Origin of the sequence: Paenibacillus sp. DP01 (assembly GCF_044784315.1) — a bacterium.
Classification (GTDB): Bacteria; Bacillota; Bacilli; order Paenibacillales; family Paenibacillaceae; genus Paenibacillus; species Paenibacillus polymyxa.
This window is the reverse complement of record NZ_CP173059.1, coordinates 3,686,230-3,703,098: the sequence shown is the minus strand read 5'-3', so window position 1 is coordinate 3,703,098 and position 16,869 is coordinate 3,686,230. Positions and strand designations below refer to the sequence as shown.

Annotated in this window: 23 protein-coding genes and 1 tRNA gene; 16 read left to right on the top strand and 8 right to left on the bottom strand. The window is 42.1% G+C overall.

What is annotated here, in order from left to right; translation table 11 throughout:
• Positions 1 to 8 precede the first annotated feature (8 nt).
• Positions 9 to 896, bottom strand: coding sequence for a LysR family transcriptional regulator (locus tag ACH59B_RS16175; protein ID WP_017428109.1), 888 nt, complete (start codon positions 894 to 896; stop codon positions 9 to 11).
• 117 nt (positions 897 to 1,013) lie between these two features.
• Between ACH59B_RS16175 and ACH59B_RS16170 the strand changes: the two genes are divergently transcribed.
• Together ACH59B_RS16170 and ACH59B_RS16165 are read left to right on the top strand one after the other, a co-directional pair.
• Positions 1,014 to 2,039, top strand: a complete 1,026-nt coding sequence (locus tag ACH59B_RS16170) for a YeiH family protein (protein WP_404302102.1) — start codon at positions 1,014 to 1,016, stop codon at positions 2,037 to 2,039.
• 236 nt (positions 2,040 to 2,275) lie between these two features.
• Positions 2,276 to 3,820: a GH25 family lysozyme gene (locus ACH59B_RS16165; protein ID WP_044785313.1), complete on the top strand. Its 1,545-nt coding sequence runs from the start codon at positions 2,276 to 2,278 to the stop codon at positions 3,818 to 3,820.
• Positions 3,821 to 3,890: 70 nt separating this feature from the next.
• On the opposite strand, the gene ACH59B_RS16160 is transcribed toward ACH59B_RS16165, so the two are convergent.
• Entirely contained in the window at positions 3,891 to 4,157 is a 267-nt protein-coding gene (locus ACH59B_RS16160) for a DUF2642 domain-containing protein (protein ID WP_016821507.1), read from the bottom strand.
• 169 nt (positions 4,158 to 4,326) lie between these two features.
• On the opposite strand from ACH59B_RS16160, the gene ACH59B_RS16155 reads away from it, so the two are divergent.
• Positions 4,327 to 4,455 carry a hypothetical protein gene (locus ACH59B_RS16155; protein ID WP_016821506.1) on the top strand — a complete coding sequence of 43 codons (129 nt, stop codon included), beginning with the start codon at positions 4,327 to 4,329 and terminating at the stop codon, positions 4,453 to 4,455.
• A 187-nt stretch (positions 4,456 to 4,642) separates the two neighbouring features.
• On the opposite strand, the gene ACH59B_RS16150 is transcribed toward ACH59B_RS16155, so the two are convergent.
• Both ACH59B_RS16150 and ACH59B_RS16145 read right to left on the bottom strand, forming a co-directional pair.
• A complete protein-coding gene (locus tag ACH59B_RS16150; RefSeq protein WP_016821505.1) occupies positions 4,643 to 4,870 on the bottom strand; it encodes a hypothetical protein in 228 nt (75 codons plus the stop codon).
• Positions 4,871 to 4,979: 109 nt separating this feature from the next.
• Positions 4,980 to 5,651: a cupin domain-containing protein gene (locus tag ACH59B_RS16145; RefSeq protein ID WP_044785312.1), complete on the bottom strand. Its 672-nt coding sequence runs from the start codon at positions 5,649 to 5,651 to the stop codon at positions 4,980 to 4,982.
• A 456-nt stretch (positions 5,652 to 6,107) separates the two neighbouring features.
• Here ACH59B_RS16145 and ACH59B_RS16140 point away from each other — a divergent pair, with 456 nt between their 5' ends.
• From ACH59B_RS16140 to ACH59B_RS16115, 6 genes are all read left to right on the top strand, one after another.
• Positions 6,108 to 6,761, top strand: coding sequence for a cell wall hydrolase (locus ACH59B_RS16140; RefSeq protein ID WP_044785309.1), 654 nt, complete (start codon positions 6,108 to 6,110; stop codon positions 6,759 to 6,761).
• Between the two features lie 186 nt (positions 6,762 to 6,947).
• On the top strand, positions 6,948 to 7,298 hold the full coding sequence (locus ACH59B_RS16135; protein ID WP_013371964.1) for a hypothetical protein: 351 nt from the start codon (positions 6,948 to 6,950) through the stop codon (positions 7,296 to 7,298).
• A gap of 31 nt (positions 7,299 to 7,329) precedes the next feature.
• Entirely contained in the window at positions 7,330 to 8,316 is a 987-nt protein-coding gene (locus ACH59B_RS16130; protein WP_404302098.1) for a ketoacyl-ACP synthase III, read from the top strand.
• Between the two features lie 216 nt (positions 8,317 to 8,532).
• Positions 8,533 to 9,066: a GNAT family N-acetyltransferase gene (locus ACH59B_RS16125; protein WP_016821500.1), complete on the top strand. Its 534-nt coding sequence runs from the start codon at positions 8,533 to 8,535 to the stop codon at positions 9,064 to 9,066.
• 133 nt (positions 9,067 to 9,199) lie between these two features.
• A complete protein-coding gene (locus ACH59B_RS16120; RefSeq protein WP_019688002.1) occupies positions 9,200 to 10,300 on the top strand; it encodes a glycerol dehydrogenase in 1,101 nt (366 codons plus the stop codon).
• A gap of 189 nt (positions 10,301 to 10,489) precedes the next feature.
• Positions 10,490 to 10,705 carry a hypothetical protein gene (locus ACH59B_RS16115; protein WP_013371960.1) on the top strand — a complete coding sequence of 72 codons (216 nt, stop codon included), beginning with the start codon at positions 10,490 to 10,492 and terminating at the stop codon, positions 10,703 to 10,705.
• A gap of 72 nt (positions 10,706 to 10,777) precedes the next feature.
• On the opposite strand, the gene ACH59B_RS16110 is transcribed toward ACH59B_RS16115, so the two are convergent.
• Positions 10,778 to 11,809 carry a glycosyl hydrolase gene (locus ACH59B_RS16110; protein WP_025365323.1) on the bottom strand — a complete coding sequence of 344 codons (1,032 nt, stop codon included), beginning with the start codon at positions 11,807 to 11,809 and terminating at the stop codon, positions 10,778 to 10,780.
• 662 nt (positions 11,810 to 12,471) lie between these two features.
• Between ACH59B_RS16110 and ACH59B_RS16105 the strand changes: the two genes are divergently transcribed.
• From ACH59B_RS16105 to ACH59B_RS16095, 3 genes are all read left to right on the top strand, one after another.
• Positions 12,472 to 12,654, top strand: a complete 183-nt coding sequence (locus ACH59B_RS16105) for a hypothetical protein (RefSeq protein WP_016821496.1) — start codon at positions 12,472 to 12,474, stop codon at positions 12,652 to 12,654.
• A 43-nt stretch (positions 12,655 to 12,697) separates the two neighbouring features.
• Entirely contained in the window at positions 12,698 to 13,024 is a 327-nt protein-coding gene (locus tag ACH59B_RS16100; RefSeq protein ID WP_113049891.1) for a YnfA family protein, read from the top strand.
• A gap of 95 nt (positions 13,025 to 13,119) precedes the next feature.
• Positions 13,120 to 13,272 (top strand): hypothetical protein, encoded by a 153-nt coding sequence (locus ACH59B_RS16095; protein WP_019688000.1) that lies wholly within the window; start codon positions 13,120 to 13,122, stop codon positions 13,270 to 13,272.
• 35 nt (positions 13,273 to 13,307) lie between these two features.
• Here the strand turns inward: ACH59B_RS16095 and ACH59B_RS16090 are convergent, their stop codons facing one another.
• Positions 13,308 to 13,499, bottom strand: a complete 192-nt coding sequence (locus ACH59B_RS16090) for a hypothetical protein (protein WP_025365320.1) — start codon at positions 13,497 to 13,499, stop codon at positions 13,308 to 13,310.
• Positions 13,500 to 13,624: 125 nt separating this feature from the next.
• A complete protein-coding gene (locus ACH59B_RS16085) occupies positions 13,625 to 13,783 on the bottom strand; it encodes a hypothetical protein (RefSeq protein ID WP_013311032.1) in 159 nt (52 codons plus the stop codon).
• A 247-nt stretch (positions 13,784 to 14,030) separates the two neighbouring features.
• Here ACH59B_RS16085 and ACH59B_RS16080 point away from each other — a divergent pair.
• Positions 14,031 to 14,116: transfer RNA gene (locus ACH59B_RS16080), tRNA-Leu, on the top strand.
• 401 nt (positions 14,117 to 14,517) lie between these two features.
• Here ACH59B_RS16080 and ACH59B_RS16075 read toward each other — a convergent pair.
• The gene (locus tag ACH59B_RS16075; protein WP_404302093.1) at positions 14,518 to 15,336 is read right to left on the bottom strand and encodes a MerR family transcriptional regulator; all 819 of its coding nucleotides are present in this window, start codon (positions 15,334 to 15,336) and stop codon (positions 14,518 to 14,520) included.
• Positions 15,337 to 15,420: 84 nt separating this feature from the next.
• On the opposite strand from ACH59B_RS16075, the gene ACH59B_RS16070 reads away from it, so the two are divergent.
• From ACH59B_RS16070 to ACH59B_RS16060, 3 genes are read left to right on the top strand one after another with little or no spacing between them, the layout of a single operon-like run.
• A complete protein-coding gene (locus tag ACH59B_RS16070; protein WP_017428097.1) occupies positions 15,421 to 15,858 on the top strand; it encodes an N-acetyltransferase in 438 nt (145 codons plus the stop codon).
• 51 nt (positions 15,859 to 15,909) lie between these two features.
• A complete protein-coding gene (locus ACH59B_RS16065; protein ID WP_017428096.1) occupies positions 15,910 to 16,350 on the top strand; it encodes a ribonuclease domain-containing protein in 441 nt (146 codons plus the stop codon).
• A gap of 13 nt (positions 16,351 to 16,363) precedes the next feature.
• A complete protein-coding gene (locus tag ACH59B_RS16060; protein ID WP_404303986.1) occupies positions 16,364 to 16,636 on the top strand; it encodes a barstar family protein in 273 nt (90 codons plus the stop codon).
• Positions 16,637 to 16,869 lie beyond the last annotated feature (233 nt).

Genomic DNA, 16,869 nt, shown 5'->3' with positions numbered 1-16,869 from the left:
TTCGCAGATTACCTTTTCACATTATAATCTCGCAAAATCTCCAAAAAAGCAGTGGTTGCTTTCGTCTCAAATATTGCAGAAGGGGTCAGAAAAGAAAATTTCCGAATGAACGGGAGATTGAGAATATCCAATACTTCTAATGTTCCCAAAGCAAGTTCCTTTTGAATTACCCATTGGGACAGCAAAGAAATCCCCAAGCCTGCTTCTACCGACTCTTTGATGATCTGTGTACTGCCAAAATTCATCATATGAGAAGGATAAAATCGAAGCTGTGCAAACATCTTTTCAGCCGCCTCTCGGGTTCCAGAGCCTTCTTCCCGCAGAATCCAGATGTCCTCATGCAGCTCATTTATATCCACTTGAGATTTACCGGCCAAACGATGATTTTGCGGAACGACAATAACCATTTCATCATCGGCGAAGGATTCAATGTGCAAATGGTCATGCTGAAATTCTCCTTCGATAATGCCCACATCCAGTTGATTATGGATCACGAGCTTTTCAATTTCCAATGTATTGCCGATGGTAATGGAGGGCTGAATGAGTGGGTACTGAATTCTCATTTGCGCAATTACATGTGGTAATACATATTCACCATACGTGTAGCTTGCACCAATAGACAGGTTACCCTTTGCCGTATGCATTAGCTCATCCACCAAGTACTGCATACGTGTATGGAGTCGGATAATCTCCTGGGCATGATGATACACAATTTCACCTGCTTTAGTTAAACGCACATATTTATTACTTCGCTCCAAGAGCCGGGTTCCTACACTGCGTTCCAGTGTTTGAATATATTGACTTACCGCAGGTTGGGTCATATGTAGTGCCTCAGCAGCTCGTGTGAAGTTTTGTTTCTCCGCAACCTTAACAAAAACGATTAAAGATTGATCCAAAGCTTATTCCTCCAATTTAATCATGCTATTTACTTATTATCATTATTTTAATGATTTATTTTTCTTATGACAAAATACATATTAAGCTGTATGCATGTAGAATTGGAGGGAATCAGCATGAAAAGTCATATTCAACACAGCAAACTTTTATTGAACAAAGGTCGATTGTTTCGGTTTTTATTCGGCATTGTGCTAACGATGATCTTCGCACTGGCGGGATACGTCCTGAATGAAGTACCAGGCTTTCATTATGTAGGTCCATTGGCATGTGCGATGTTTCTCGCTATACTATACCGACAGTTGTGGGGATATCCTGAAGCTGTACGCTCAGGAATTGAATTTTCAGCTAAGAAAATACTGCGCGGAGCTATTGTGTTATATGGACTGAAGCTGAATATGGATGTTGTTATTCATCAGGGGCTGGGGTTGCTTTTACGTGATGTAGGCACTGTGGTGTTCGCCATTTTTTTTACGGTTTGGCTGGCCAAACGATGTAAGGCAGATGCTTCGCTTTCTCTACTTCTAGGGATTGGAACAGGAGTTTGCGGTGCAGCAGCAATAGCAGCTGTTTCTCCCTTGTTAAAGTCCGACGATGAGGATACAGCCATAGGAGTTGGACTCATTGCCTTGGTCGGAACGGTATTTGCTATTTTGTTTACCGTGCTTCGACCTTGGCTTCCTCTGACGGATATGCAATATGGAATCTGGTCGGGCACCAGCTTACATGAAATTGCACATGTGGCCTTAGCAGCAGCGCCTGCCGGACAGGATGCTCTTGCCATGGGTTTATTAGCCAAACTGGGGCGTGTCTTCTTACTCATACCGCTTAGCTTTAGTTTAATGTATTGGATGAAACGAACCGGAAAGATTCGTACAGGTACTAAAGTAGAGTTCCCCTGGTTCCTCATTGGCTTTATTGCGGCAAGTATTTTGGGAAGTTATGTTTTTGGAAAATATATTGTAGTTCCACCTAATCTAATGAACGAACTTTCTCAGCTTACTACCTTTATGTTAACGATGGCTATGGTAGGCATGGGGCTGAATGTGAGCTTTAAGACTTTAAGAGAGAAAGCAATGCTGCCCTTACTTGTACTGTCTGTTACTTCGATCATTCTTGTAGGGTTAACGTTTGTAACTGTATAAATTGGAAGTATGTGCTTGTGATGAGATTGTAGCAAATGAGATTAGTAAAACTGGAAAGAGCTCTGCTTGCGTATAGCTGGCGGAGCTTTTTAGTGCTTTCGTATTACAAGGCTGAAATATATAATGAATGAATCGTAACTTTTTACATAGGAGTCGCGTCTATCAAAATGGAGGCTTCAGAGGTGCATAGAATGTAAAATTTACATAGTGAAAAATTAGAGATTGGTAGGGTACATATGAAGAAAATTAGTTTATTTGCTTTTTTGTTTCTGTTTCTATTAGCATTTCCAGGAGAAAGTCACGCTGCGTCTTCAAATTCACATATTCAGCTGGACGGTAAAGATATAAGTGTCAGCAAGGGTGCGCAGATTCAGGAAGTAAAGGGCAATGTGCTGGTTCCACTCCGTCTTATTGTAGAGGAATTGGGTTATAGTGTGAATTGGGAATCCAAGACAGGTACCATAACTATACATAAACAAAATCTCAACCTGAGCCTTCAGGTCAACAATCCCATTGCCTCAGTTAATGATCAACCGATGGGGCTGGCTGTAGCTCCTTTGCTGAACGGGGGGACGACTTATGTTCCACTTCGTTTTGTATCTGAACAGACAGGAGTTGAAGTGGTCTGGAACAACGAACTTAAAACCGTATTTTTGACGACTCCGTCTGCTTCAAGCGGAAACAGCGTGACCACCCGTGATCACTCTGCTACTCAAGCTGCAAGTGATGCTACAGAGAGTGAGCGTACAGCTATACACCAAATTAACTTCAACAATCACGAATTGATGATAACGGTGGATGGAAAGGTAAGCCCCAAAGTAACCACATTGACTCAACCAGATCGTATTGTTATAGATATACCTGATTCGAAGTTTGGCGAGGAATTTCCAGCTTCGCAATCTATTAACAATGGTGGACAAGGAAGCTTTCTAGTCACAGAAGATCTAGATGCTTCCAAGGTAAGATACTCCATGTTTAGCACAAACCCAGCCTCGGCACGTATTGTGGTTGATCTTGATCACAGCACACCCTTTCATCTTATTAATGCAGATGATGGTAAAGTTGTCATAGCGTTGGATCAGGCTTCGGAGGAGTCAGCCTCTACCGATACTGTTATATCTACTATACCTGTTGAGCCTACGATTTCTTCTGACGGACACGCGCAGGGGATTGACGTCTCGCACCATAATGGCAATATTGATTGGCAGCAGGTGGCGGCAGCAGGCAAGACATTTGCTTTTATTAAAGCTACAGAGGGCACCAAGTATCAAGATAATCAATTTTTAGCAAATGTTCAGGGGGCCAGAGATGCTAACATCCTGGTTGGCGCTTATCACTTTTTAAACGCAACTACCGTAGATGGAGCTCGCCAGGAAGCAGCTAATTTCGCCAGGGCTCTAGATTCAGCAGGAGGAAGGCTGGATCTGCCCCCTGTGATGGATTATGAAAATAATCCTAAAGGTCTTACTTCCGCACAGATCAGTGAAGTGGCTCATGCATTTTTGGATGAAATGGAGAAGCTTACCGGACGTGAGCCGATCGTATACACGGGAAATGTCTTTGCTTCCAAGTTTGATCCTACGTTTTCTATGTATAAATTGTGGGTAGCGCGATACAGCACTACGCAAAAGCCGACCGCAGTTCCAGCTTGGAATAGCTGGTGGGCTTGGCAATACAGTAGCACAGGCAGTGTTCCAGGTATTAGCGGCCAAGTCGATCTAGATGAGTACAATGGAACGATAGATGAACTTCGTGCTTCATTGGCAGGCTCGCTTGATTAGAAGGTTCATGTCATGATTAATCCTCGCGAATCCGGATAGGATCTGCGAGGATTTTTAGTGTCTGATTTGTTTAGTTGGGCATGATCCATACGATTTCGCTGATTCGAACAAAGAATTTTTTTCCGTATACATCCAAGATGACATGGTCAGGCTTACTATCTACTACACATCCATCAATTCTGCCACGTGTTGTTTCAAGTACAACGTACTTGCCGATCATTGATTTTAATGTCTCTACGACATATGGATCTACGGGGTGTACCACGACATGGTGGGAGGTAGGATGGTGAGGAAAAGGTTGGTTAACGTTATAATTAAACATTTGATTTGAATTCAATTGCTTCACTCCTTCAGGATTAGTTGTGATATCCTATGCTCCTGCCTAGGAAAGGTGTAGGCTAATGCCCATCCGTGAAAATATTCATAACATTGCCAAAAAGCCCGGTCCATAGGAAAGCTCCATACATAAGCTATGTTGTACCTTGAATTAAAGGAGGCAATGATCCATGAGTGAATGTGAAAGAGGTTGCGGTGGCGGTTCGGTAGGGGGCTACCCAGGCGTTTGGACATCGACAGGAGCTATTCTGGTATTGTTCATTCTGCTCGTTATCATTACAAAGTCTTTCTGGATCTAAATTCAATTGAGTAGCTTAACCCCCCATTGGTATATTACCGGTGGGGGGTTAAGTGCTTTAGAGAATGGATTGTATGATAAAACACCCCAAATAACAGCGCACAAGCCCAACACAACTGTGCAGGGCTGGGGAGCTGTCAAATGGGGTGTTTTGGCATCAATAAGCCGAAACGGGAGATGGATGAGGATTAAATTAAAGCAATCGCTAATAGGGTAAATAGGCTCAAAGTTAAGATTTGATCACCATACCCATAAGGATAAAAGGCAGACGTTTGTACACGTCCGTTCCGCTCGGTTTTTAAGTACACATTTTTACGATCCACATCCGTAATGGTTCCTTCGTACTGTTTTCCGTCAATGGTGAGAATACGCACCTTTTTATTCATACAGTTCAAACAGTTGTAGTAAGCGTCCATTCAATCACCCCCTCTTATACACATTGGCATTTTATGAGAGGGAAAGTCTTATGGTAACGGCGAACATACAGGGAAGGGGGATTCCGGCGTACTTCAGGTCTGACTAGGGTTAATCTTGCTCTTGATAGGGATTAAAGGAAAAGCCAGGGTATCCATGAGTATAGGTGTAACCTCTTTGGGGGGCGATCTGACGATGTGATGAAGTATCGTTTAGCCTTACATGAATCCCTGGTTTTCGAGGTGGCTGCTGCTTGCAGTCATTGGGAGGACCGATGATGACAGGTTTTTTAATAGGGGCGAGCGCTTCCTGAACCTTTTTCTCATCCAGGCAGTAAGTATGAGCCATAATGTTACTCGGCGTTAGCCGCAAAACATCGGAGCCTAAAATGAATTCAGGGACTGGAGCGTTAAAAATCGCCAACAAGTGAGTGTTGTCCACCGTGGCGACTAGATAATGCCACCATCCCTGAGGGACGTTAGCCACCTGTCCAGGTGTAATCGGAAAATGTCGTAACTCGCGGGTAAAGGGATTAAGCAGTGACACGGTCACTGCTCCAGAAATACAGTATATTAGTTCTGTGGCATTTTGATGGTAGTGAGGCTCTACAACATTAGCAGTGCTGAGACGGATATCCAGTAGCGATACATTTGCTAATGTATTCAGCTGCTGGATCGACAGCTCGTTGATTGAGTTCTGAGCATCTTTCTGAAACAAAATATTGTCGCTTAAATCATAGGTGAACTGTACAGTGGGAGAGGTGTAATCCATATATGAATTCACGTGTCCTTTCCTGCCTTTCTGTTACTCGAAATGAATGATCGTACGCTACCCTATGCATTCGCCTATATTTATGTGCACAAAATGTGGTTTGAAAAAGCAAATGTCAGATTCAGGTCCTGGGTAGATTGAATCGAAAAATAGCGAAAAAAGTCACGTATTCAAGTGTAGTCGAAATGTGGTCTATTGCCCTCTCATACACGTCAGCCCCTTAGGAATGGTGTTTTATTAGCTTAGTTATTCTTAGGACCAGAGCCGGATGATACGTAAATGCGGCTTGTGGTATACTGCAACGGACGTGTGAATGCATCAATATCCGATTCCATATATAGCCACGCGTCATTTCCGCAGCTAGTCATAAGTTATGGCAAAAGAAGCATCATCGGATAAACGTCCCTGAGTTGTACAGGCCGGAATGGTTGCACCGGACAGAACATGAAAGAGGAGGTTGTCTGGAATATGAAAAAATTATCTATTTTAATCCTGTCCTGCGCATGCATGTTAGGTACTGTATTATCAGTCGCACCAGGACAAGCACAGGCACAATCGTCAGCTTTAAAGAAAGGGATTCAAAGCGAACGGGTGCTGGAGCTTCAACAGCAGCTTCATTCACTCGGTTACTTCAAAGCTGGTTTTACGGGATACTATGGCTCTTTGACCAGCAAAGCGGTGGCTCGTTTTCAGAAGGATAACGGTCTGACGCCTGATGGTATAGCGGGAGCGGCAACACAGGCCAAGCTGGATTCGTTCGGAAAGGTCCGCGTAACCGCGTTGGATCAACTGGCACGGATCATTTATTCCGAGGCGCGTGGGGAATCGTTTGAAGGACAAGTAGCTGTTGGCGCTGTCGTATTAAACCGTGTGCAGTCCGGCGAGTTTCCAAGCTCGATTCCCGACGTTATTTTACAGCCGGGTCAATTCACCGCTGTACAAGATGGTCAATACCGCCTGAAGCCCAACAAGACTGCGTACCGAGCAGCCAGACAGGCACTTAATGGGGCTGATCCGACCAATGGGTCCTTGTTTTATTACAACCCAGCGATTGCCACAGCCAAATGGAGTAAGAGCCGTCCGGCTGTCATCTCACTTGGTCGTCATACATTTACGAATTAATTCCATATGAGCATTTGTAATTTTTTCAGCCGTCAGTAGCTTCTTCTAGAAGTGGTGACGGCTTTTTGTGTATTCACAAATTTGTAATATATTAGGGGTGATGTATCTCGTTTTATATTAAAAATTCTACCTATTATTCCGATAATCTTAATAGACAAAAAATGAAATCAAAGGAGTCTTTCTAAAATGAGTCAACATCCTTATACCATCGAAGTGGATCAAGTCATTAAAACGGTACATATGGCAGTGAATGGAGTTTTTAGCCAAGAGGAGTATGACAGCTTTGTAAAGGATTATATCGCCAAAACTTCATCTATTCAGGCATCGAACTTTACACTCAGGGTAGATTGCACCCAAATGGCACTTTTGGGACCAGGTGAAGTAGAGAAACTGAAGGGTTCTTTTGCACGTTATAAAGAAACTGGATTTGCCAAAATAATTTTTGTTATCAGCCTCCAGCAAACGATTATTAAAATGCAGCTTGGTCGCGTAGCACGTGAAGCAGGATTAAACAACGTAGATATTGTAGTACAATAATGCGCTGACGTATGAGTAAGGGGGAAACCTGATGAGCCATATCAGAATAAAAGCACTGGGAGTGTATCATCCGTCCCACTCGTTGAATAACGAATATTATATTCGCCATTTTGACGAGCGGGGAAAAGATATCCGACGCTTCATGGAGCATATGGGTAGAAAACAGCGTTATATCATTGATGATCCGAACGAAAACGGTCTAACCATGGGAATAGCAGCTGCGCAAAAGGCTCTGGAGCAAGCCGGTATGACAGGTCGTGATGTGGATATGATCGTGTTCTCCACTCAAGTTCCTGAGTCGCTGTTTCCGATGAATGCCTTGTTTGTTCACCAGGCGATTGGGGCCAGACATGATGTGGCAGTGATGGATTTCAATGCGAATTGTGCAGGGATGACAGTAGCTGTCGATCAAGCCAGTCGGTCGATGTTATCTAATCCCGATGTGCGGACAGCGCTTATTATCGGCTCAGATTATAATTCGCTCATTTCCGATCCTGCGGATGAGATTACTTATGCGAACTATGGGGATGCTGCGTGCGCAGTTATTTTGGAGCGTACTGAAGAGGAAACTGGATTCATAGATTCCCTGTATTTTACGGACCCCGTCAATATAGATAAAATTTTGTACCCGGCTCAGGGGTTAGCGGCGACACTCCAAAGGAACGCGCCCGGAAAATATATTCAGTGGCTTCCGTTCGACGCCAATATGGCCCTGCCTCCAACATTCGAGCTGCTTGAACGCATTATAAAAAAGAATGGGCTGACGCCTCAGGATGTACGGGCTTATTGTCTGTCGCAGTTTTCATTGGCCAATGTGTTGAAGATCCAGGATCATTTGGAGCTAGAGGATGATCAGATGATTTATGTGGGTGATCGTTATGGTTATACAGGTACCAGCAGCCCGTTCATTGCTCTATATGAAGGTATTGGATCAGGTCGTATCCGGCGTGGCGATTATGTGCTATTCTGGACGATCGGAGCTGGATATCAACTGGTTGCTATGTTGTTCAAATATTAGGAATACGAAGACCTTGCAGCTGCAAGGTCTTTTTGTATTTCCCACCATGATAATTGTAATGATTTGGTTGTGTTAGGGGTGATTATTTTGTAAAATTTAAACATTGAATTCATAAGGGAGAGCTCATATTGCGGACATTGGATAACATGACAATGATGACGGAAAACATCATACACAATTCATAATAGGAGCTGAAGGGTTATTAAAATCGAAAATTTGTTTTACGGGGAACGAATAAAACTGGCCGCAGTCAGGGAAGAAGATGCTGAACTGATGTTCAAATGGGGTGAGGATGCGAAGTATTTGCGAAATGTAGATACGGATTTGGCACTCCCCTACACGTTGAAACAGATGGAATCGGAAGGATCTCCTAGCTCTAACGAGATCTATTTTCGGTTAAGAACATTGGCAGACGATGTCTTGATCGGATTTGTTGCTATTCATGGGATTGAGTGGAATAATCGCTGCGGGCAGCTGGCAGTAGGTATAGGTAATACAGACTACCGTGGCAAGGGGTTTGGAGCAGAAGCTATACGTCTCATTCTTCGTTATGCGTTTTATGAGCTGAATCTTAATCGGGTCGGCTTGGATGTGATTGAGTACAATACACAAGCGATCCGTACCTATGAAAAGGCAGGGTTCCAGCTGGAGGGTAGAGTTCGTTCCGCTGTTCTCCGTGATGGCAACAGCTATGATCGCATCATGATGGGCATCCTGTACTCTGAATGGATTTCGACTCTTCAAGAATAATAGATACACAATTTGTTCATAAAATATTCCATAATAAGCCTTTTAATAATGTGAAAAGAGGTTTATAGTTAAGGGGTCACATGCCCAAATCATTATTAATTTGAGTATGAGTCAAAGCTGAGGAGGAATTTACATGGCAAACGTTGTAAGGTCCGTTACTTCACCCAAGAAATTTATTTCTGGACAAAATCTACTCTCGTCGTTAAATGACTACATCAAGGATTATGGCGATAAGGCTTATGTTATTTGCGATGAGTTTATCCTTGAAAGAGCCCAAAAGGAGGCAGGTGCTTCGATTGAAGCAGCTGGTAACCAGGTGGTCTTTGAGAAATTCCAATATGAATGTACAAAAGAAGAGATTGATCGTAACCGTGAATTAGTACGCAAACATGGTTCGAACATCATTATAGGGATTGGCGGGGGAAAAACGCTGGATACCGCCAAGGCAACAGCATATTATGAAAAGCTGCCTGTTGTTATTTTTCCAACGATTGCTTCTACAGATGCTCCTTGTACCGCGCTTGCGGTTATTTACAAGAAGGATGGCTCTTTTGACGAATATTTGTTCCTGCCTACGAATCCAGATGTAGTACTTGCGGATACAGGTATTTTGGCAGCGGCGCCTGCACGTTTCTTTGCAGCAGGAATCGGTGATGCACTGGCCACTTATTTTGAAGCTCGTGCCTGCTATCAGGCCAATGGGGACAATCTGGTGCTGAACAAGCCTTCCACTACAGGTCTGGGACTGGCTCGCCTTTGTTATGATACATTGCTGGAGAATGCTGTGAAGGCCAAGCGTGCAGTGGATCGTAAAGTGTATACTCGTGCAGTTGAGGATACGATTGAAGCGACCATTTATCTGAGCGGTGTCGGAGCGGAATCAGGCGGATTGGCAGCAGCACATGCTATTCACAATGGTATGACGGCTGTTCCTTCACTTCACAAAGCACAGCATGGTGAGAAAGTTACATTCGGCTTGTTAACTCAGCTGGTGCTGGAAAACGCACCAAAAGAAGAGCTAGAGACCGTGATTAAGCTGGTTAAGGATGTAGGTCTTCCATTAACTCTTCGTGACCTGGGTGTAGAGGAATTTGTTGAGGCTGAATGGCGCCAGGTGGCTGAAGCTGCTTGTGCAGCAAATGATACGATGATCAACATGCCGTTCCCGGTTAGTCCTGATGATGTGTATAATGCAATCATCGCAGCCAATGCGATTGCAGAATCCTATCAATAATAGTTTCTTTCTAATTCGAAAAGTGAATTTTACAAAGACGGGTCTGTCATAACACTGACAGGCCCGTTTCGTTTATGTGCACTAACGAGTGAAACGAAAGAAGGGACCAGGGACTTATATCCTATCTTGTTCTGACCGATATAGATATAACAGGGAAATTAGGTTGGTCACACAGCAGGAGGAGATTTGATGTTGGTACATGGTAAAACACGTAGGGGCAACTTGTACATCCATATGTCCAGCGGTTTTCACAAGATTGGGGATTTTCGGGAAGAATATTCCGTAGCACCAGGTGATCGGCTGATGTCTAGATTAACCAAGCGGATCTACACCATTGTATCCGTACATCTTGGTGAAGAGGCGTATGCCGATCTTGATCTTGAAGAGGTAATCAGAAATAGTTAGAGAGTTTCTTTTGACTGGGTATGAAAAAAAGCTTGTATTTCGCTCTAGGAGCAAAGTACAAGCTTTTTTCTTTCAGCGGAGGGACTCATGGAGAAGATCTCGTGTGATAATATTATTTTGGTTCATAAAATGTCTAATGGTTGCCTGCGAATTAGTTGCCGACAGTTCCTTTCCCCATGTCATAGCATAAGCCCAGGCTGGCTGATTCTGTAGCACCTTCGCACTTGGCAGAATATCGCTTTCTCCGATTCCCATAGGCTTGCCTTGTGCAAGCTTTAGCAATTCAGTGTAGTAGGAGGATTTGTAATCATTATTATAGATATCGGCTGCAAGCACATCTACCCGGTTAATGCCTGGAAAGGACAGATTATAGGGCGTGCTGTATGCGTTCGGGGCATTGGGACTCCAGACCCACAATAGGTTATCTAAATGATGGACATGTACGAACCGATCATACATTAGATCCCACAGCTTAGCGTAATTTTGTTTGTTCCCCCACCAAAACCAGTTGCCGTTCATTTCATGATAGGGTCTCCATAAAACTGGTACATCCGCATCCCGTAAGGTCTTAAGGGACAGAGCCGCCTCGTCCAAATCAGCGATGAGCTGCTTATATTGCGGGGTACCCGGCGTGATGTAACGATTAAATTCAGCTTGAGTAATTTTTGCTTGTACGTTTTTCCACGTTTTTGGCTTGCCCGGTAACGCCTGATGAAAGGTGATAGCTACGATTCCGCCGTCCTGGCTCCATTCAATAGCACTATTCACAACGCGCTGACGTTGCTCTCGTAAAGCAGTACGGGACTGATTAGTCAACCCACCAAACTCATAGCCGTGAAGTCCTGCGTATTGTCCGCTGATTTGTTGCAGCTTGTTATTTTGTTCATCCGGTGCCTCTAAATAATCATGCTGTCCAGAAATTAGCATACCATCCGGTACATTAGTTAAATAGGCAAGTAATTGCCTGGCTTTGGCAGAGGCATGAGCATTAATTGGCGGGGCGGCATCGGCAACAATGAACGATTGTTGAGAGCCGCTAAAGAGTAAAACAAGCATTAGCAGTAGCACCCTCTGTAACCAAAAGCGTGTTGAGTGAGATTTCATGGCGCTCCTCCTTTGATGCTGGTAATGGGATTAGTGTTTTTCTTTGTGTTTTCTAAGTTGTATGTAGGCGCTAATCATGATCATTATCAGACTAATCATAGTCCACCCATTGAGTTCCTGCGATTGTATCCAATTGTCCCACACAAGGAAGCCTGATATAAAAACAAGCAAACCCACTATAAGGTACATTTTGGTTTGTGCTGGACGCTTGGTACGTTTAGAAACCCAATGTATGATGCCCAAAATGATGGCTGCCTGAAATAAAAATATACCCATTATCATTAAACTAGCTATAAAAATAGGGGACATCCGTATCCTCCTCCTAGGTCTACAAAAAGAATATGCAGGTTGTAACCGCAGATGTGGATTCTTAGATGCAAGTTTTAGGACAGGGTGAGTAACTGTTGTGCTCTGGTTATGATCTTGAACAAGTTGACTAAATTATACCATAACTACCGTCCTGCAATGAAAGGCGTCTAAATACCCACTCTACCTTGATTCGCCATCATACTTTATATTCAGTGAAATATCGACATATGGTTTGTACACTACGTACATATGAAGCTCCGTTTGGAAATGGCGGTAAAGTATAAGCATAAAGCAACGCGAAATCGACGGAAAAGTTTGGTATGATTAAAGTGGATTGCAAAGGAGGTTTTCATATGAATGAAGAAAACAGACCATTTTCTAGTCCAGCAGATGCTGAGGGAACCAAAGCAAACTTTGATGCCAATCAGCGGAAGCTTCACTCCGAGGGAGCTTCAAGCCTTTGGCGTCAGGTCAGTAATCTGCTTATTCTGGTTGGCGTAATTGCATTGATTATTATTATAGGCCGATTACTTTAATGAGATGACTGAAAAGTCAAAAAGATTAGGGATGTGAAATGGAGTGTTAAAGGCAGCTTTACTTTTTATTTTGGCTGGCATCGCCGAAATCGGAGGTGGATATTTGATCTGGCAGTGGCTGCGAGAAGGCAAGACATGGTATGTCGGACTTTGCGGCGGAGTGATTTTAGCTGTCTATGGAGTCATTGCCACCTTCCAGGGTTTCTCCTCCTTTGGGCGTGTATATGCAGCATACGGAGGTGTCTTTATTGTTCTTTCCATTGCATGGGGCTGGTGGATTGATAAAAAGACACCTGACTTGTACGATTTCATTGGTGGATTGATTTGTTTGGTAGGTATAGCTGTAATTCTGTTGCCGCGCTCAGGGTGATAGGACAAAAACCCCTTTTTTATTTTTAAAAACATGACTATAGGTCTACAAAAATAAGCTTCATATTCCGAAATAGAACTTAAGGAGGGGGTTCTATGAACTGGAATCAAATGAAGCTTAGATTGAAATTTGGCAGTGCTATGCCGAAGAGTGAAGGTAATTTCTCTTTTGGTCTCTTGTGTGGACTCTTCATCAGCATTGTGCTGTGGATCTCAATTATTGGTTGGATCATGCTGATCTTCAAGTGATGCTTAACAAAAACCTGTGACTTATAATTTATGCTTTATTTTGTAAAATCATTACGTAGTTTGTCTATTCCACGGCCTACGGCTTCATCAATCATATCGGTAGCTGCAGGTGAATCGGCACCAGGGTCAGGAATCCGATCAAATCCTGGTTCACGCTTATCCAGAGATTGTTTATATTCGATTTGATCGTCAGTAAGACTCTTTTTTTTGGAATTATGTTTTTTCATAGCACATTACACGCTCCTTCTTAGGCATGGTCAGTTCTACACTTTACATAAACGCTTATGCTCCATATTAAACGCTTATAAAATAAACCGGGAAGGATAAATCCCGCCCGGTACTTTCCAAACAACTAGCGATGCTCAATCAAATCAATCGCTCCCAGAACAACATGAGCCAGTCCGAAACCGAGAATGCCTGTAGCTGCAAGTTTGTACTTACTGCTCAGCAACACAGCGCCTGAAGCCGATACTACCGTCCCAAGAACAGCTGGAATCATACCTTCACGCATTCGTAACACCCCTTCTGGTGGTTTGGAAAGACGTTTATTAGTGTAGTTCAAATGTGCACAAGTTATACAAAAAGAGAAATTTTATATTTTTTTAAAAACCCCTTTACATTTTGATGAAATTATCGTATTATAAGTTGGTGCCCAGATGAACGACATTTACATAACGAGAACACTTCTTAGTAAGTAAGCTTCTCAGATACTTGTAAGACAAGAACAAGTAAGTGTAAAATAGCGTTCCTAAATGCTTGCCGGGGTGGCGGAATTGGCAGACGCACAGGACTTAAAATCCTGCGGTAGGTGACTACCGTACCGGTTCGATCCCGGTCCTCGGCATCCTAGTTTATTGCATGAAGCCCTTGATAATTAGGGGCTTTTTGCTTTTTTTAGGGGTTGAGATCTAAAACCCATATCATAAGGGGCGAGTGCCATTTTCACTTTTGGGGACGGATTGGGGACGAATTTTTGGATTTACGCATAGCTTTGACATGAGTGGATACTTCCTCTATATGCATATATGCATATCTGCATACCTCATAGGCTTCATTTTTTATGTAAAGGTAAAGTCTCCAGACTGAGTCGCTCTTGATTAACGCATCAATAACTTTGGTGCTTCTTCCTCAAAATAGTTTTTCTGTTCTCTTTACGCCTTTCTTATCCTCGTTACTAATATCCGCTAGGGGATTGTTTTTCGTAGCCTGATGAAGGAGAGATTGAGGTAAAGTAGGAGCCTACCCTTATTCTAATATGACTTCCATCATAATTTTGGTAATATAATCTTTTTCCCGGTATTTTACCACGGCATCATATATATATTCTTCATAAACATAATCTCCTAAAGATAAGTTTAGTCGATCCATTTCCGAAAAAAGTCGATCATAGGTTTCATGAATGCTCTTTTCTTCACCAATATGGTAGCCCGTTAGAAAATATCCTTTCTTAGTTTTCAAATAAGGATAGTCCTCCCGAGGATTAGGTTGCTTTATGTACAGATAACTGTAGTTCGTATAGTCACCCTTCAATACTTGCTCTTTTTTTGTAATACCCCCAATAGGATATCCTGTATCGAGAAATGATACATATAATTCGTCAACAAATTCTGAAACCACTCTCACAAAATCTTCTTCCGAAATATTTTTTATATTTTTACTAAGATAAAGTGTTGCTTCTGTGTGTTGTTCAAGAGAAATCTGGTGAAAATCTAACCGTGATGCCTCTTCCATGAGTTCTATTTTTGCGTCGATGATTCTTTCCGTCATTTCAATTTCTTTTCTTTTTTTAACAATGTTCTCTTTCTGTTGGTGCATTAAAGATAAAAAGCTGGCAGGTGATTTGTGTTTCATATACTGCTGGATTTCTTTGAGTGACATTCCAAGATCTTTTAACAATTCAATCACGTTGAACCATTCTAATTGACGAATAGAATAAAAACGATATCCTTTATCGTTTTTGTAAATCGGAGAAAAAAGGCCAATTTGATCGTAATAGAGTAATGTCTGCTTATTAACTTTACATAGATCGGAAAATTCCCTCGGAGTAAAGTATTTTTCATTCATTTTTGAGTGCCTCCCTTGACTATATAGTTACTATATACCATATGATCGTTTTGTAAACAAACTAAATGGAAAGGTTTTGTTATTATGTTTAGCGAAATTCGGGTTGTAACGAGCTCGAATGAAAAAGAAGTACTTTCCTTAAGCATAGCTAAGGATCAGCGACAGTTTGTAGAATCCATCTCACAGTGTTTACAAGAGGCTAGGGAGGATACTCGTTTTGTACCAGTAGGTCTGTATAAAAATGCTATACCAGTGGGTTTTGCTATGTACGGTAAATTTGAAGACGAAGTCTGGTTCGATCGGTTTCTAATAGATGAGCGATTTCAGGGAATGGGCTTGGGCAAATATTTTATGGAAAAGCTTATTTCATTTTTAGAAAATGAGTACCCTGGCCACCATATTTATTTAAGTGTTTATGAAAATAATATCCATGCAATTCAATTATATAAACAATTTGGATTTACTTTCACAGGTGACTATTATACACCAAAAGAAAAAATAATGAATAAAAGAAATCAATGAGATTGATAAGTTTTGAACATAGGATGTAACTATCAAAGGAGATTAAATGTAATGAATGTTAAAAAATATTTAGGTGTCTTGCTTTTTATTTTAGTGACCATCCTGTTTACAGGCTGTTCGCTCCAAACGGTCTCATTAAAGGACTCGACACACAGCAGTTCTGTTTTAACGCAATTTGATGAAGTCGCTAAATATATTTCGGAGCATAATGATCTTCCCGGGAATTATATAACCAAGAAAGAGGCCAGAAAATTAGGCTGGGAGCCTAGTGAAGGAAATTTGGAAAAAGTAGCCCCAGGCAAAAGCATAGGCGGTGATGTATTTCGAAATCGAGAAGGCTTGTTGCCTGAGAAAAAAGGGAGAATTTGGTACGAAGCAGACATTAATTACTCAGGCGGAACTAGGGGGAGCGATCGAATTCTCTACTCCAATGATGGCTTAATCTATAAAACAACTGATCATTACCGTACGTTTGAGCAACTAAAAGAATGAAGGAGGCTTTATGATGGTTGTAATTATAAATGGAAATAACATTCATGGAAAAGAAGAATTACATGACACACTTCAAGCCCAGCTTGGATTAGACCAAACTTACGGTCGAAATTTGGATGCATTATGGGATTGCTTAACTGGCTCCATCCCGATGCCACTTACAATTCAATGGCTTGATTTTCACGCAAGCAGGAAATCCCTTGGAGAATACGCCGATCGTTTGTTGGATTTAATGCGTGAAGCCGAAGAAGAGATGGAGAATTTTACTTTTGACGTGAAAGTATAATTATCTTTTTAAGATTTTCACTTTTAGTTAGGAGAACAAAGACGAATTGGGGACAGACTCTGGTATTTTATATAGATTACAGTATCTGCAGGTACACAGGACCAACGAAGCGCCTCACCGTTAATATGCGGAGGAGGCGCTTTAATTTTGGGAAAATTACATGCTATAAAATTCAGTTTAGTTTTGTGTTTTGTAATGATAATTCTGCTACCAAATGATTTATTATCTTAATC